This is a genomic window from Nocardia heshunensis, from assembly GCF_054782115.1.
Genome location: NZ_BAAGTC010000025.1, coordinates 13,218 through 27,578, shown reverse-complemented (window position 1 = coordinate 27,578; position 14,361 = coordinate 13,218). Strand labels below are relative to the sequence as shown.

At 68.3% G+C, this 14,361-nt stretch carries 13 protein-coding genes; 5 read left to right on the top strand and 8 right to left on the bottom strand.

Features of this window, described 5'->3' with window-relative positions:
- Positions 1-8 precede the first annotated feature (8 nt).
- The gene (gene atzF, locus ACYVN4_RS39530; RefSeq protein ID WP_460728429.1) at positions 9-1,670 is read left to right on the top strand and encodes an allophanate hydrolase; all 1,662 of its coding nucleotides are present in this window, start codon (positions 9-11) and stop codon (positions 1,668-1,670) included.
- 19 nt (positions 1,671-1,689) lie between these two features.
- Here the strand turns inward: atzF and ACYVN4_RS39525 are convergent, their stop codons facing one another.
- The gene (locus ACYVN4_RS39525; RefSeq protein WP_460728427.1) at positions 1,690-2,532 is read right to left on the bottom strand and encodes a patatin-like phospholipase family protein; all 843 of its coding nucleotides are present in this window, start codon (positions 2,530-2,532) and stop codon (positions 1,690-1,692) included.
- A 108-nt stretch (positions 2,533-2,640) separates the two neighbouring features.
- Positions 2,641-3,114 (bottom strand): MarR family winged helix-turn-helix transcriptional regulator, encoded by a 474-nt coding sequence (locus ACYVN4_RS39520; RefSeq protein ID WP_460728425.1) that lies wholly within the window; start codon positions 3,112-3,114, stop codon positions 2,641-2,643.
- Between the two features lie 110 nt (positions 3,115-3,224).
- Between ACYVN4_RS39520 and ACYVN4_RS39515 the strand changes: the two genes are divergently transcribed.
- Positions 3,225-4,373 (top strand): GDSL-type esterase/lipase family protein, encoded by a 1,149-nt coding sequence (locus ACYVN4_RS39515; RefSeq protein ID WP_460728423.1) that lies wholly within the window; start codon positions 3,225-3,227, stop codon positions 4,371-4,373.
- Positions 4,374-4,392: 19 nt separating this feature from the next.
- On the opposite strand, the gene ACYVN4_RS39510 is transcribed toward ACYVN4_RS39515, so the two are convergent.
- The 4 genes from ACYVN4_RS39510 to ACYVN4_RS39495 form a co-directional block, all read right to left on the bottom strand.
- Complete coding sequence (locus ACYVN4_RS39510; RefSeq protein WP_460728421.1) at positions 4,393-5,811, bottom strand: vanadium-dependent haloperoxidase; 1,419 nt, start codon at positions 5,809-5,811, stop codon at positions 4,393-4,395.
- Between the two features lie 173 nt (positions 5,812-5,984).
- The gene (locus ACYVN4_RS39505; protein ID WP_460728419.1) at positions 5,985-7,553 is read right to left on the bottom strand and encodes a hypothetical protein; all 1,569 of its coding nucleotides are present in this window, start codon (positions 7,551-7,553) and stop codon (positions 5,985-5,987) included.
- On the bottom strand, positions 7,538-8,305 hold the full coding sequence (locus tag ACYVN4_RS39500) for an ABC transporter ATP-binding protein (protein WP_460728417.1): 768 nt from the start codon (positions 8,303-8,305) through the stop codon (positions 7,538-7,540). The genes ACYVN4_RS39505 and ACYVN4_RS39500 overlap by 16 nt, the downstream gene beginning before the upstream one ends.
- Before the next feature lie 149 nt (positions 8,306-8,454).
- On the bottom strand, positions 8,455-9,465 hold the full coding sequence (locus ACYVN4_RS39495; RefSeq protein WP_460728415.1) for a TIGR03617 family F420-dependent LLM class oxidoreductase: 1,011 nt from the start codon (positions 9,463-9,465) through the stop codon (positions 8,455-8,457).
- 111 nt (positions 9,466-9,576) lie between these two features.
- Here ACYVN4_RS39495 and ACYVN4_RS39490 point away from each other — a divergent pair, with 111 nt between their 5' ends.
- On the top strand, positions 9,577-10,395 hold the full coding sequence (locus tag ACYVN4_RS39490) for an enoyl-CoA hydratase/isomerase family protein (protein WP_460728413.1): 819 nt from the start codon (positions 9,577-9,579) through the stop codon (positions 10,393-10,395).
- A gap of 94 nt (positions 10,396-10,489) precedes the next feature.
- Positions 10,490-12,043 (top strand): acyl-CoA carboxylase subunit beta, encoded by a 1,554-nt coding sequence (locus tag ACYVN4_RS39485; RefSeq protein ID WP_460728411.1) that lies wholly within the window; start codon positions 10,490-10,492, stop codon positions 12,041-12,043.
- On the opposite strand, the gene ACYVN4_RS39480 is transcribed toward ACYVN4_RS39485, so the two are convergent.
- Positions 12,031-13,200, bottom strand: a complete 1,170-nt coding sequence (locus ACYVN4_RS39480; protein ID WP_460728409.1) for an MFS transporter — start codon at positions 13,198-13,200, stop codon at positions 12,031-12,033. The genes ACYVN4_RS39485 and ACYVN4_RS39480 overlap by 13 nt on opposite strands.
- A gap of 100 nt (positions 13,201-13,300) precedes the next feature.
- Between ACYVN4_RS39480 and ACYVN4_RS39475 the strand changes: the two genes are divergently transcribed.
- Positions 13,301-13,759, top strand: coding sequence for a winged helix-turn-helix transcriptional regulator (locus ACYVN4_RS39475; RefSeq protein WP_460728407.1), 459 nt, complete (start codon positions 13,301-13,303; stop codon positions 13,757-13,759).
- On the opposite strand, the gene ACYVN4_RS39470 is transcribed toward ACYVN4_RS39475, so the two are convergent.
- Positions 13,756-14,205 (bottom strand): nuclear transport factor 2 family protein, encoded by a 450-nt coding sequence (locus ACYVN4_RS39470; protein WP_460728405.1) that lies wholly within the window; start codon positions 14,203-14,205, stop codon positions 13,756-13,758. The genes ACYVN4_RS39475 and ACYVN4_RS39470 overlap by 4 nt on opposite strands.
- Between the last annotated feature and the right edge of the window lie 156 nt (positions 14,206-14,361).

Sequence of the window (14,361 nt, the reverse complement as noted above, 5' to 3'; positions counted from 1 at the left end):
GTGCTTCCTTGCCGCTCTTCCCCCTATCCGCTTGCGCCCAGACTTTCTCGACGAGGAGTTGTCACATGACCGTGTGGATCCATCGCCGCCCCGCGTTCGAGGTGGACGACGACATCGCAACCGCCGCTGGACCTTTGGCCGGATGGCGGTTGGCCGTCAAGGACAACGTGGATGTCGCGGGGCTGCCAACCACAGCAGCTTGCCCCGGCTACAGCTATCTCCCCGAACAGGACGCGCCCGCTGTCGCCGCCCTGCGTGCGGCGGGGGCCGTGGTGGTCGGCAAGACCAATCTCGATCAGTTCGCGACCGGGCTGGTCGGGACTCGTTCGCCCTTCGGCGTGGTCGAGAACGCGCTGCGGCCCGGATATGTCAGCGGCGGTTCGAGTTCCGGGTCGGCTGCGGCGGTGGCGGTGGGCGAGGCGGATATCGCGATCGGCACCGATACCGCCGGGTCCGGGCGCATTCCCGCGGCGTTTCACGGCTTGGTCGGCATCAAGCCGACGGTCGGCGCGATCTCGACCGCGGGCGTGGTTCCCGCCTGCCGCTCCTACGACTGCGTGACCATCCTCGCCAAGGATCTGGCCACGGCCAACCGCGCGATGGGAGTAATGGCCGCTCCGGAGACCCGCGCGTGGCCCTCGGATGTGCGGCTGGCCGCCCCGCCACAGCCGGTGGTCGCGGTGTTCGCTGCGCTGGCCGACCTGGATCCGAAGTGGCGCAAGGCCTTCGAGCGAGCCGTGGCGGCGCTGCGCGACCAGGGCGCGACCATTGTCGAGGTCGACCCGGCCCCGTTCCTGGCGGCCGCCAGGCTCCTCTATGACGGCGCCCTGGTCGCTGAACGCTATGCGGCCGTGGGCGAGTTCGTCGATGCGCACCCTGAATCTGTAGATCCCACAGTCGGTTCCATCATCCGGGCGGCCCGCGACATGCCCGCTCACCAGCTGGTCACCGATCTGGCGGAGTTGGAACGCCTGCGCGCCGACGCCATGGCGAGCCTGGCGGGGGCGGATGCGCTGCTGGTCCCCACCGCGCCGATGCATCCGACGATCGCGGAGGTGGCCGCCGATCCCATCGGGGTCAACTCCCGGCTGGGCACCTACACGAACTTCTGCAACCTCTTCGACCTCTGTGCGGTCGCGGTGCCGACGGACGAACCTTTCTTCGGGGTTACCGTGCTGGCCCGCGCTTTCGAGGACGCGGTCGCGCTGGATGTTGCCGCGCTGATCACCGGAACCGAACTCGGGGAGTCGGTGTGGCCGATGGCTGCCGCGCCGGTCCAGGAGTTGATCGTGTTCGGTGCGCACCTGCGCGGGCAGCCGCTCGAACATCAGTTGACCGAGCTCGGCGCGCGCTGGGGTGGCGTCGTCGAGACCGCCCCGCGGTACCGGCTGGCGGCGCTGGACACGGTGCCGCCCAAGCCGGCCGTAACCCGGGTCCCCGCAACCGAATCCGGTGTCGCCGTCGCCGGCGAGCGCTGGCTGCTCTCCCCCGCCGCGCTCGGCCGCTTCCTGGCGAACCTGCCCGCCCCGATGCAGCTGGGCGCGGTCGAACTCGCCGACGGGAGCTTGCGCACCGGTTTCGGCTGTAGCGGGGCCGCCGCCGAATCCGCCAAGGACATCAGCGAATACGGCAGCTGGCCCGCGGCACTCGCGGCCGGGGCCGTCGGCTAGCCCGAGCCCTTCGACGCGGTCAGTTCTGCCAGAGCGCCGCGATGCGGTCCGCGTCTGCCTTGCCTTGCGCGCGACCGGCTTCCAGCGACGGGACGCGGGTGGCGGAGTCGAGGGGGTTGAGTCCGAAGGCGGCGATGGCCGCCTCGTCGGGCGCGATCACCTCGACCCGGGCGCCGGCCTCGACCAGGCTCGCCACCTGGGCCTCGAGTTCCGCGTCCGGCATGGGCGCGATCACCACCACCCGCGGGTAGCCGGTGGCGAGGTCGGCGTTCACCGAGGTCCGCACGCCGCCGTCGGTGTAGCGGGCGCCGTCGACGGTGGCACACGGCCACACCATGGGCACCGCCGAGCTGGCCGTCACGGCGTCGACGAGTGCGACACCGGAGTCCTTGTCGAAGATGCGCAGTTCACCGGTCGCGGCGTCGACCGCCACGATGCGCAGCGCCCGCTCGGGCCATTCGTGCACGGGCAGGCGGCTTTCGATGACGGCCCGCCGCTCCGGCTCGGGCACCGAGTCGGCGGTCAGCGCCAGCGCGCCGATCTTCTGCCGACGTTCGACCGAGTCGGTCGGCATCGCTTCGATGGTCGCCGAGAGCGTCTCCCACAGTCCCGCGAACTTCTCCATGGACGGCACGATCTCGCGGCTCGCCACCGCCGGATCCACCTGCCGCCGTACCAGTTCCGCGATCTCGAGGCCGCTGCCCAGCTGAGCGGTCACATTGGATCCGGCGGAGGTGCCCTGCAGCAGGTCGGCCTCCGTCAGATCCACGCCCGCATCCGCCAGTCCGGCGACTATTCCGGTGGCCCAGGCGATTCCGGCCACCCCACCGCCGCCGATGACCAACGCGCGTTCGGTCGTCATACCCGTTCCCACTTCCTGCCGCCAAAGAACACCCTGCGGTTTGAAACTACCGCCTGGACCTGCGGCCGTCCTGCCGCAGACGCCGGTGACAACCCGGGTCGGTCCCGATCATTCCGAGAGGTGGGTGGCGTCGGGATTGGTGGCGTCGCGGATGACGCGCAGGCTCGCGGTGAACGCGTCGAGTTGTTCGGGGCCGAGCAGGCTGGTGAACCAGCGTTCGATGCCGTCGAGGTAGACCGGCAGCACCCGGGCGACCCGGGTCGCCCCGGCGGCGGAGAGCACGGCGTAGAAGCTGCGGCGGTCGCCCGGATCGGCCTCGCGACGCACGAATCCATTGCGCTCCAGGCGATCCACCAGCCGGGTGACGCCGCTGGTGGACAGGCCGGTCTGGGTGGCCAGGTCGGTCATGCGGAGCTTGCGACCGGGTGAACGGCTCAGGCGCAGCAGGGCATTCATGTCGAGGCCGGAGAGCCCGTTGTCCTTCCAGACCGGTTCGAGCCGGGCCACCACCCCCTCGTGTGCCTCGTAGAACAGCCCCATCGCGGTCAGCCGGGGGTCGTCGAACAGATGCTTGGGATCCACGCCGACCAGCCTAGACCAGAAGTTTTCAGTGCGGATAGTTGACACGCGGAACATTTGGGATATCTTGTTGTCAGCGCAATATTCCGCAGTGCAACTAAATGGAGGTTCCGATGACGACATCGCACTGGATCGCGGGTTACCGTGCACCGCTGGTGAATCCGGCAGAAGTGATCAAGCTGGCCGAGCCGCGCGCCTTCGACGACGAGACGGTCCGGCAGGTGGTGCGGGTGGCTGGAGGCGGGTCCCGGCTGCGGGTGCGGCTGACCAATCGATACGGCAGCGGCGAGCTGGCGATCGGCGCGGCCCGGATCGCGGTCCGCAAGACCGGCGGCGAGATCGTGCCCGAGACCGAACAGCTCGTGCGGTTCGACGGCGCGACGTCGGTGCGCGTTCCGGCCGGAGCCGACATCGTCAGCGACCCGGTCGAATTCGCGGTCGCGGCGGGCGCCGAACTGGCGCTCAGCCTCTACCTGCCCGAACCCGCGCTGCCCGCCTTCGCCCAGTTCCCGGTCGAGACCAGCTGGATCACCGCCGGCGATCGGACGGGCGACGCTGCACCGTCCGATGCCGAGGAGGTCGCGGCGCGCTACCTCCTCACCGGGATCGACGTCGCTGTCGATGCCGGAGCTTCCCCGGCGAACCGGGCGGCTCCCGTGCTGGTGGCCTTCGGCGACTCGTGGTTCGAGGGCTTCGGCTCCACCCACGGCGCGAACCGGCGTTCGGTGGATGTGCTGAACGAGCGGTTGGCCACCGGGTGGGCGGTCAACCAGGGCATCGGCGGCAACCGACTGCTGACCGATGAGATCGGCGAGCACGGCCTGGCCCGGTTCGAGCGGGACGTGCTGTCGGTGCCGGGGGTCACGGCCGTGTGGGCCAACTTCGGCATCAACGACCTGATCCTGGCCGGAACCGCCACCGCCGAGGCGCTGATCGCCGGTTACACCGAGCTGGCGGCGAAGGCGCACGCGGCGGGTCTGCCGATCTATGCCAACACCATCGGCCCGTTCGGCGGGGCGATCTACCCGGGTCTGGCTGTCGCCGAGGGCATTCCGGTGCGGCGAGCGGTCAACGAATGGCTGCGCGACACCGACGTGTTCGACGCCGTCTTCGATGTGGCCGCGGCGGTGGAGAACCCGGCGGATCGGGACTTCATCCGGCCCGACCTCGACAGCGGCGACGGCATGCACCTCAATGACGCGGGCGCCCGGGCCATGGCGGAGACGGTGGATCTCACCGTGCTGCCGGCCGTGTTCCACTGACCGCGGGGCCGCGACGGGATCAGGGTAGGCGCGGTCCTGCCGCCTGATCCTGCCGCACTCCGCTCGCCCACAGGTCGTCGGCGATATCGCGGCCCAGGCGGACGCCGCCGGTGTTCTGCGACAGATCCATGTGCCCGGCCAGATCGGCGCCGAAGGCATCGAAAGGCCAAGCCACACCGAGGAATACGCGACTGCGCGCATTCTCCTCCATCATCTGCCACAGCCCGCCGGTGAAGCGCCGGACATGCCGCGGCCGCACCACCCCGTGCGGGTCGGTGGTGACACCGTCGAACTCCTCGGAGACGAAACCCAGTCCGTCGGCCAGGATGTCGGGACCGTCGGCGGCCACGTCGTAGTAGCGGCGGATGGTCTGGCAGACCGCGCCGCCGAAGGTGGCGTGCGCGGACGGGTAGGCCGGGTACGCCGGGGTCACCGGAGCGGCCTGCTCATTGCTGCGGGGTGCGCCCAGCGGCAACCAGCCCGGATCGCAGTCGCCGTCGAGGCCGTTGCCCGGCATGGCTTCCGGCCCCAGGGTCGGATCGAATTCGCGGATGCCGAGGATCGGCCGCCACAGGTTGTGCCGGTACTTGTCGTCCCAGCAGAGGATGGCCGCATCCGCGAGCGCCGTATTGACCAGCGCGAACAGCCGGGCATTCTGTTCGATGTCATTGCCGCGGGCGGTGGCGATCTCGCGGGTCAGCCGGTTGTAGAGCCGCGGTGGGCTGCCCAGTTGCTTCGCACCGTCGTAGGCCCAGAACACCCCGCGCAGGGTCTCGTCGGCGGTGCGGGCGGGGAATCCGGCAGGGAGTCCCGCGATCGCCTCGGCGGCAATGCCTTTGGCGCGGACCTCACGCAGGGCGGCCAGATAGCGGGGGTCGTTGCCCTTGGGCGGCGGATCGAGGGTGTAGCGGCTGGTCACCGCGAAGCAGCGCGAGCGGGCTCCGTAATGCGGTGCGTAGTAACCCTGTTTCGGGTTGGCCGGGTCGGGGCGGTGATTGGGTGGGGCGATATCGGGGACATAGTCGGTGTCGGCGAGTGTGGGATCGCCCGCGCGGGACTTGAGGACCGCGCGGGCGACCGCTTGCCCGTGCGTGCTGCCGCGGCCGGTGCCCGGTCCACGCAGACCGGCCTCGCGCAGGGCCTTGTCCAGTCGGGCGGTCTGGGCGGGGTAGAGCGCCGAGAGGGTGGTGTGCGCGGCCACGGCGATGGCGGCATCGGGTGCCGCGCCATTGGCGGCCACCGGTGGGGTGGTCAGCCAGGTGCCGTGCGGTGCACCGAAAATACTGAAGATGGCATCGTGCATGGCCAGGTGCACTATGGCCAGGGCGCGGGAACTGCCGGCCGGACCGCGGGACCCGCGTTCCACGGGTTTGATCTCGGTGTGCGCCATGCGATCCGACTCCAGCGCCACCGCGTTCCAATACAGGATTTGATCCACTTTCACTGTCTCCCAGAGGGTTCGAGGGCTCATTTCAGAATGAGTCCTGCACGGGGAGATTTCCGCAGTAGTGCGCTACCCGAATTCGGACACGAGATCGACCGTGATCCGAGTAGCGGCGCGTCGGGCTCCGGGAGTGTCCGAATACTCTCGGACAGTGGCGAAAGAGCAGATCAGCGCGGTTTGACGTCCGCCAGCAGCTCGGGACCCTTGTTCTCCAAGCGGGTGGTGGCCCAGCGGATTCCGAGTGTCGCGGCAAACCCGCCGATAACCAGACCGATCGGTAGCGCCGCCCATTGCAGTAGTGGGATATGCAGGCCCGCACCGACTCCCAGCAGCACCAGGACCGGGGCCGCCGCCAGCAACTGCACCCCGAGCACGCCGAACTGCATGAGCGCCTTCATACAGCCCGGATTCCCCTGACCCGCGAAGGCGTTGCCGCGCTGCGGCGGCAGGGCGAACGCCGCGTGCGTGGACATGAACACCACCCCGCCGACACCCACGCCGAGCAGCACCGGAAGTGTCGCCAGCGCCCACGGATACAGGTTGGCGCGGCCCATCACGCCCGGCAGGATGAGCGTCGCCAGCACCGCCAGCGGCGCGACCAGCAGCAGCCAGGCGTAGGCCCGCCCGCGCACATCCGCGCGAGCCGCACCCGGGGTCACCAGGGTTTGCCAGACCGCGGTGCCGTCGTATCCGTACAGGTTGGTGCCGGACATGCTGGCCAGCCCGACCACGAATGCGCCCGAGAATACGACGGTCCCGCTACCGTGCGATTGGATGGACAGGAAGATCGGCAGCACGAATCCGATCAGCAGCAGCGGCAACAGTGCGGCGCGGCGGCGGCCGTCACGCCACCAGGTGCGCAGTTCCTTGGTGAACACCGCACCGACCGGGGTGGCGGGGACGAAACGTTCCAGCAATCCGTCGTCGGTGTCGACCACCTGACCCGCCGGGGCGGGCGGGGTGGTCAGACGGCGTTCCAGCAGCGCGGCCCACGCCTGCCACAGCACCAGCGACAGCAGCGCCAGACCGAGCAACGGCAGGAGCGCGAACAGGTAATCGCCGCGCGCGGCGGCCTCGACGGCGTACGGGGCCCAGCCCGACGGCACGGCGCGCAACACCACCGACAGGGCGCTGTGGTCGCCGTCGAGTTTCGGCCCGATCGCCGAAACCAGCAGGTTCAGTGGGTAATACGACAATCCGATGAAGGCCGCGAAGAGCACGCCGAGGTCCTTGCCGCGCCGCGAGCGCATGGCCGCGCCCAGCCAGCCAACCACCACCCGTGACAGCAGCACCACGAACACCAGCTGGAGGATCGCGCCCGGCACCGCGACCGCCACGGCTCCCGCACCGATCTGCGCGGCCAGCAGCACCAGCCCGCCGAACGCGATCAGATTGACGATCGGGGCGGGGCCGACGAACGCGGCCGCGGCCAGTCCGTACGCCAGTTGCCGAGTCGTCAACGGCAGCAACCGGAATTGCTCGGGCTGCAGGGTCTCATCGCTGCTGCCGGTGAGCACCGGACCGCAGATCCAGCCCAGGGTCCAGGCGGCGAACAGTGCGGCCGCGATGGTGACGCCGCCGTGCACGGTGTTGTGCTCCGTGGCGATCAGCAGCGCGGTGATGCCCGCGACGACCACACCGACGAAACTGCCCATCCAGAAGTTCAGGGCCGCACGGCCTTCGCGCATGCTGCGGCGCATGAGCGTGAGCCGCATGCGGATCAGGACGCCAACCACGACAGCCCCTCCTCGCCACCGAGGCGGCCGCCGACGAAGCGCACGAACGCCTCTTCGAGGGTGCCTTCGCCGCGCACTTCGGCGAGCGTGCCGCCCGCCACCATGCGGCCGTGATTGATGATGGCGACGCGGTCGCACATGCTCTCCACCAGCGCCATCACATGGCTGGACAGCACCACCGAGCCGCCCGCGGCCACGAAGCGCTGCAGGATGGTGCGGATCGTGCCCGCCGACACCGGGTCCACCGCCTCGAACGGCTCGTCGAGGACGAGCAGTTTCGGCGCGTGCAGCAGGGCGGTGGCGAGGCCGATCTTCTTGCGCATACCGGCCGAATAGTCCACGACCACAGTGTTTTCCGCGCCGGTCAGCTCCAGGACGTGCAGCAGCTCGTCGGCTCGGCCGACCACGGTCGCCTTGTCCATGCCGCGCAGTAATCCGGTGTAGTTCAACAACTCTCGGCCGGTGAGCCGTTCCGGCAGGGCCAGTCCGTCGGGCAGTACGCCCACGACGGTCTTGGCCCGCACCGGGTCCATCCAGACGTCGTTGCCGAAGATGCGCGCGGTGCCTTGATCGGGGCGCAGCAGGCCGACCGCCATCGAGAGGGTGGTGGTCTTGCCCGCGCCATTGGGGCCGACCAGGCCGAAGAAGGATCCGGGCGGGACCTGCAGGCTGACCCCGTCGACCACCCAGGGTCCGCCGAACCGCTTGAACAAGCCGTTCAGTTCGAGCGCCATCTGTCCATTGGTCGTCATTGCCCCTCCTCGCGCCGGTGGCCCACCCGCTGAGAACGATACGGGCGAACCGCACGTTCACCGGCTTATCGCAGCGTGCGGCGGCATCGCAACGTGTGGGGGCGGTCAGGACACTGCGTGGCGCGGATCAAAGCACTGCGTGGCTCGGGTCAGGACACTGCGTGCAGGGCGCGCGCCAGGTCCGCGAGGTGTTCCGGGGCCGGGGTGTAGCCGGGGAAATAGACGCACACCCGGTCGACCGGGCCGAAGCGGACCGCGATCTCGGTCGCGCATTCCTCGGGGGTACCGACGACCGCGAAGGTCGAGACCAGGTCGTCGTCGATCAGTTCGGCCATTTCCTCGAAGGCGGCACGTTTGGCCAAGGTGTCGAGGAGGGGTTGCAGGTCGGGGCGGCCCTCGACCTCGAGGACGGGCAGGTAGGCCGGGGTCGAGGCGTAGAAGGCGATGAGTTTGCGGACTCCGGCTCGGGCCCTGTCGAGTTCGGCCCCGGTACGGCCGACCGCCGCCATCACCTGCGGGATGACGGTGAAATCGGCGAGGTCGCGGCCCGCACGTTCGAGGCCGTCGAGGACGGCGGGCATGGTGCGGTCACGAAAATGGCGGGCGCTGTTGAAGGGCATGACCAGCAGTCCGTCGGCGGTGGCGGCGGCGGTCCGGGTCATGAGCGGGCCGAGTGCGCCCAGCAGCACCGGGGGCACGCCGTACGGATTGGGTCCGGGGTCGAAAGCGGGCGGCATCAGGGTGTGGCGGGTGAATTCGCCACGGAAGTTCAGGCGTTCGCCGGTCTGCCAGGCCTGCAGGATCGTCTTGACTGCGGAGACGAATTCGCCCATGCGCGCGGCCGGGCGCGACCACTGCGCGCCGTAGCGATGCTCGATGTGCGGCCGGATCTGCGAGCCGAGGCCGAGCCGGAATCGGCCGCGGCTGAGCAACTGCAGATCGTAGGCGGCGTGGGCGGCGTGCAAGGGGCTGCGCGGCAGCGCCACCGCGACATTGGTCATCAGGTCCAGGTCGGTGGTGGGCGCGACGGCGGCCAGCGGAACGAAGACGTCGTGCGCGCCCTCGAAGGTGAACAGCCCGTCGACGCCGAGCGCGGTGAATTCCGCGGCGCGGGCGGCGAGTTGGTCCGGCCGGGCATCGAGTTGCACGTCGAGGAGCATGATTCAGCCTTATCACCGGGTAGGGCCGTCGGTGGCGGTGGTTCCGATCACCGGAATCGGGGCTATCGGGCATGCGGGTGTGGCGGGTTGGCTGGGGTGCGGAGGTATGTCATGAACAGCAATGGGAGCGCGGCGAACGAATATCGGACGCTGAATGTCGTTGTGCACGAACGCATCGCGACGATCACGCTGGATCGGCCCCGGCAACGCAATGCCTTCAACCGTGAGATGGGCGCGGAACTCTCGCACGCCTTTCGCAGCTGCGACGCCGACGATGACATCCGGGTCGTCATCCTCACCGGGCAGCCGCCCGCCTTCTGCGCGGGCGCGGATTTGAGTTCGGGGGACGCGACTTTCACCGAGCCGGGCGCGGATTTCAGTGCCGCAGGGGTGAATCCGCCCGCCTGGCGGCTGCGCAAGCCCGTTATCGCGGCGGTGAACGGTCATGCCATCGGGATCGGCCTGACGCTTGCCCTGCAATGCGATATCCGCATCATGGCCGAGGATGCGAAATATGCCATCCCGCAAGTCCGGCGCGCGATGATCGGTGACGCCTATTCGCATTGGACGCTCCCCCGGCTCGTCGGTATCTCGCGGGCGGCGCAATTGCTGTTGACCGGGGCCACATTCGACGGCCGCCAGGCCCGGGACTGGGGTTTGGCAATCGAATCGGTACCGGCCGAGGAGGTGCTGCCCGCTGCTCTGGCGCTGGCCCGCGATATCGCGGTGAACACCGCGCCGCTCTCGGTCGCGATGTCCAAACAGCTGCTGTGGTCCAGCTTCGAAAACGACGCGGCGCGAATCGGCATTGCGGAGACCGATCTGCACCGAACCCTCATGGCTCACCCCGATGCCAAAGAGGGTGTCCGCGCCTACCTCGATCACCGTGCCCCCAATTGGAGGGGCATCCCCGACCCCCGTGAGCTGTGATTTATCACGTTTGACGCATTCGCTGCCCCACATCGCGTCGACACCGCTTAACCTCGCTGGTGCACAACTGTTAGCTGAGAAGGTGGCACAGAGCGTGATCGGTACGCGGGCGAAGCTCGATGAACTAGCCAAGATCCTGGAGATGGCGGCGGAACCGGCTGGTGAGGCCGGCGTCGCCAAGCGGGAGAAGAAGGGCATTCCGAGTGTTCGGCAGCGGGTGAACATGCTGCTCGATCCCGGAACATTCATCGAGACCGGCGCTTTGGCGCGGCAGCCCGGGCAGCCCGATGCGCTCTACGGTGACGGACTGGTCACCGGCCGCGGCTTGATCGGCGGGCGTCCGGTGGTCGTGATCTCTCACGATCAGACCGTGTACGGCGGGTCGGTCGGTGTCACGTCGGCGCAGAAGTTCATGCGGGCACTGCAATTCGCGTTCGACAATGCCTGCCCGGTGGTGACGATCAATGATTCGGGTGGTGCGCGAATCCAGGACGCGGTGGGTTCCATCGCCTCGTTCGGCGATATCTCGCGGGTGCTGGAGAAACTGTCGGGCTATGTGCCGCAGGTGTCGATCATTCTCGGCAAATGCGCGGCCGGTTCGGTGTACGGGCCGATCAATACCGATGTGCTGATCGGCACCAAGGACTCGTACATGTTTGTCACCGGGCCGGACGTGATCAAGGCCGTCAACGGTGAGGATGTCAGTGCCGAGGATCTCGGCGGCGCGAAGGTGCAGGCCGAGCGCGGCACCCTGCACCACGTGGCCGAGACCGAGCAGGACGCCTACGAGTGGGCCCGCAACTACCTCAGCTACATGCCGACGAGTTGCCTGGAGCAGCCGCCGATCGTGAATCCCGGTCTGGAGCCGGAGATTACGGCTTACGACCTGGAACTCGACACGATCATTCCGGACTCCGATCGCACCGGTTACGACATGCACGAGATCCTGCTGCGGCTGTTCGACGACGGCGAATTCCATGAGATCCGAGCCGCTTTCGCCCCGAATCTGATCACCGGCTTCGCCCGCGTCGACGGCTATCCCGTCGGCGTGATCGCCAATCAGCCCTTGGTCCTGGGTGGTTCGATCGACGCGGCCTGCTCCGACAAATCCACCTACTTCATCCGCCTCTGCGACGCCTTCAACATCCCGCTGGTGTTCGTCGCCGACACCCCGGGCGTATTGCCGGGTCTCTCGGAAGAGGCCGCGGGCGTGATCATCCGAGGCGGCCGCGTCCCGCGCGCCATCATCGAGGCCACCGTTCCCATCATCAATCTGGTGGTCCGCAAGTCCTATGGCGGCGCGTACGGCATGATGGCCGCCCGCCAGGTGGGCGCGGATATCAGCTTCGCTTGGCCCACCGCTCGAATCGCGGTCATCGGCGCGGAGAGCGCGGTCGATCTGCTCGGCAAGCGCCAACTGGCCGCCCTCCCCGAAGACCAGCGAGCCGCCGCCCGCGACTACCTGATCAACCAGTACAACGAAACCGTCGCCACCCCATGGATCGCGGCGGAACGCGGCTACATCGACGCAGTCATCGAACCCTCCCGCACCCGCCTCGAAATCCGCCAGGCCCTCCGACTGCTTCGCACCAAGCCCACGGCGAAGCCCGAATTCAACCCGCGCAAACACGCCATCTACCCGATGTGATCCACCAATAACGTTCGAGTGGTGCGAGCTTGTCTGGCGACTGCCCAGACAAGCAGTGCGCAGGTCGCGAAGGCGGCTCCGGCGAGGGTGGCAGCGGGCCAGCCGTGAGCAGTGGTCAGGGTGGTGGTTGTGGCTGCGCCGACCGCTGAGCCCAGGGAGTAGAAGATCATGTATCCGCCCAGGACGTTGCTGAGGCGTTCCGGGTAGGTCGTGGTGAGGACGTGCTGGTTGCTCACGTGGACGACCTGAACCGCGAAGTCCAGCAATACGATTCCGATCGTCAGGATCCAGAGCGACCGCGACAGTTGACCGGTCGCCGCCCAGGAGGCGATCAGCAGGGCCAGTGCGAGGCCGGAGACCAGGCGCGTCCGTCCGGCGTCGGCCCAGCGGCCCGCGCGGGCCGCGCCGAGGGTTCCGGCCAGGCCCGCAAGGCCGAACAGTCCGATCTGGGTTTCGCTCAGGTGCCACGGGGCGGCGGACAGCGGCAAAGACAGTCCGCTCCACAGGGTTCCGAACGAGGCGAACAAGAAGAACGCGATCAGGCCGCGCGTGAGGAAGGCGCGCTGCGTGAACAATGCGCCGAGCGAGATCAGGGCCGGGCGATATCCGCCGAGCCGGAGCGGGCGCTCCTCCCGCGGCAGCACGGCGGGCACGAGGGCGGCGAACGCGAGCAGCAGCGCCGCCAGCACGAAATAGACACTGCGCCAACCCCATAGGTCGGCAAGCACGCCGGTGACCACCCGTGCGCCCAGGATTCCCGTGACAACGCCCGAGGTCACGACGCCGATGGTGCGACCTCGTTCGGCGGGCGAGGAGATCGAGGCGGCGTAGGCCACCGTGGTTTGCACGACGACCGCGAACAACCCCGCCATGGCGAGCCCGGCCAGTGCCACGCCTCCTGTCGATGCCGACGCCGTCAGCAGCAATCCCGCCGCGGTGAGCGTCAGGTGCACGGCGATGAGTCGCCGCCTGTCGAGCACCACATCGCCGAGCGGCACCAGCAGCACCAGCCCGATGAGATAGCCGAACTGGGCGATCGAGACGAACCACCCCGTCAGTCCGGCCGATACGTCGAGATCGTCCCCCATCGGCGCCAGAACAGGTTGTGCCGCATAGATACTCGCCACCGCGACCCCGCCGACGGTAGCGAGTAGCAAGCGCCTCCACGCATTCATCCCAACCCCAATCAGTAGCAAATTGAAACCATTTCGACCGTAAGGCATAATGGTCTCAATTCGCAACCGATCGGGAGGTGCCATGTCGCGCAACACCGTTCACCCACCGAACCCCGCCTGGACCGACCCCGAATGCCCCGCCGCCCGCACCCTCGACCTGGTCGGCGACAAGTGGACCCTGCTGATCATCCGAGACGCGATAGACGGCGCCCGCTCGTTCACCGAATTCCAACGCCGCACCGGCATAGCCCGCAACATCCTCACCGACCGCCTCCGCAAACTAACCGACCACGGCCTCCTAACCCAACAGCCGGCCCCCTCCGGCCGCCGCCAGGAATACGTCCTGACCCCCTCCGGCCACGACCTCTTCCCCGTAATCCTCACCCTCCGCCAATGGGGCCAACGCCACGCCTTCACCCCCGGCGAACCCCACTCCCTCCTGCTCGACCAACACGGCACCCCGGTCCCCGACCTCACCCCCACCGGCGCCGACGGCACCCCCCTCACCGCCGAAACCACTCACGTCCAAAAGCTCCGCTAAACCACCAGGTCTCGACTGTCGACAGTGGACGGATCGCCGAAGATGTCACGGTGACCGCGGGCAGTGTCCATGTACTCCCGGACTCGGTGAATCAGCCCGTCGCGCAACTCGAACACGAAGCAGTAGTCGTTGCGATACCGACCCCCGTTCGCCAGCGTGGCACTCATCGTCTCCTCCACGATCACCCGATCCCCATCGGCGTAGAAACCATGAAAGTCCACCACAACATCGCTCACGAACAACCGCCGAAAATCATTGGCAATGAACTGCGTAATCACCTCGCGCCCGACCATATGGCTGGGCCCGTTCAACGCCACCGCCGTCGCATTGCCCGCCGGCGCAAGCCACTCCGCATCAGCAGTGAAGAACGCCGCGATCTCCGCGGCATCATGCCCCGCGAACGCCCGCCAAGCCCCCTGCACAACGCTTCTGTTGTCAACAGTCATGCCCACCACGCTATGACCGCAACCCCCCACAAGCTGGCGGAAAACCGCCAAGGTCATCCACCCGCCGCCACCGAAATCTGCGGCACCCCAGACATTTCCAGCGAGGGCGGAGTGCCTACGCCAGGACCCAGCACCAGTTTCTGACGCACACTGATG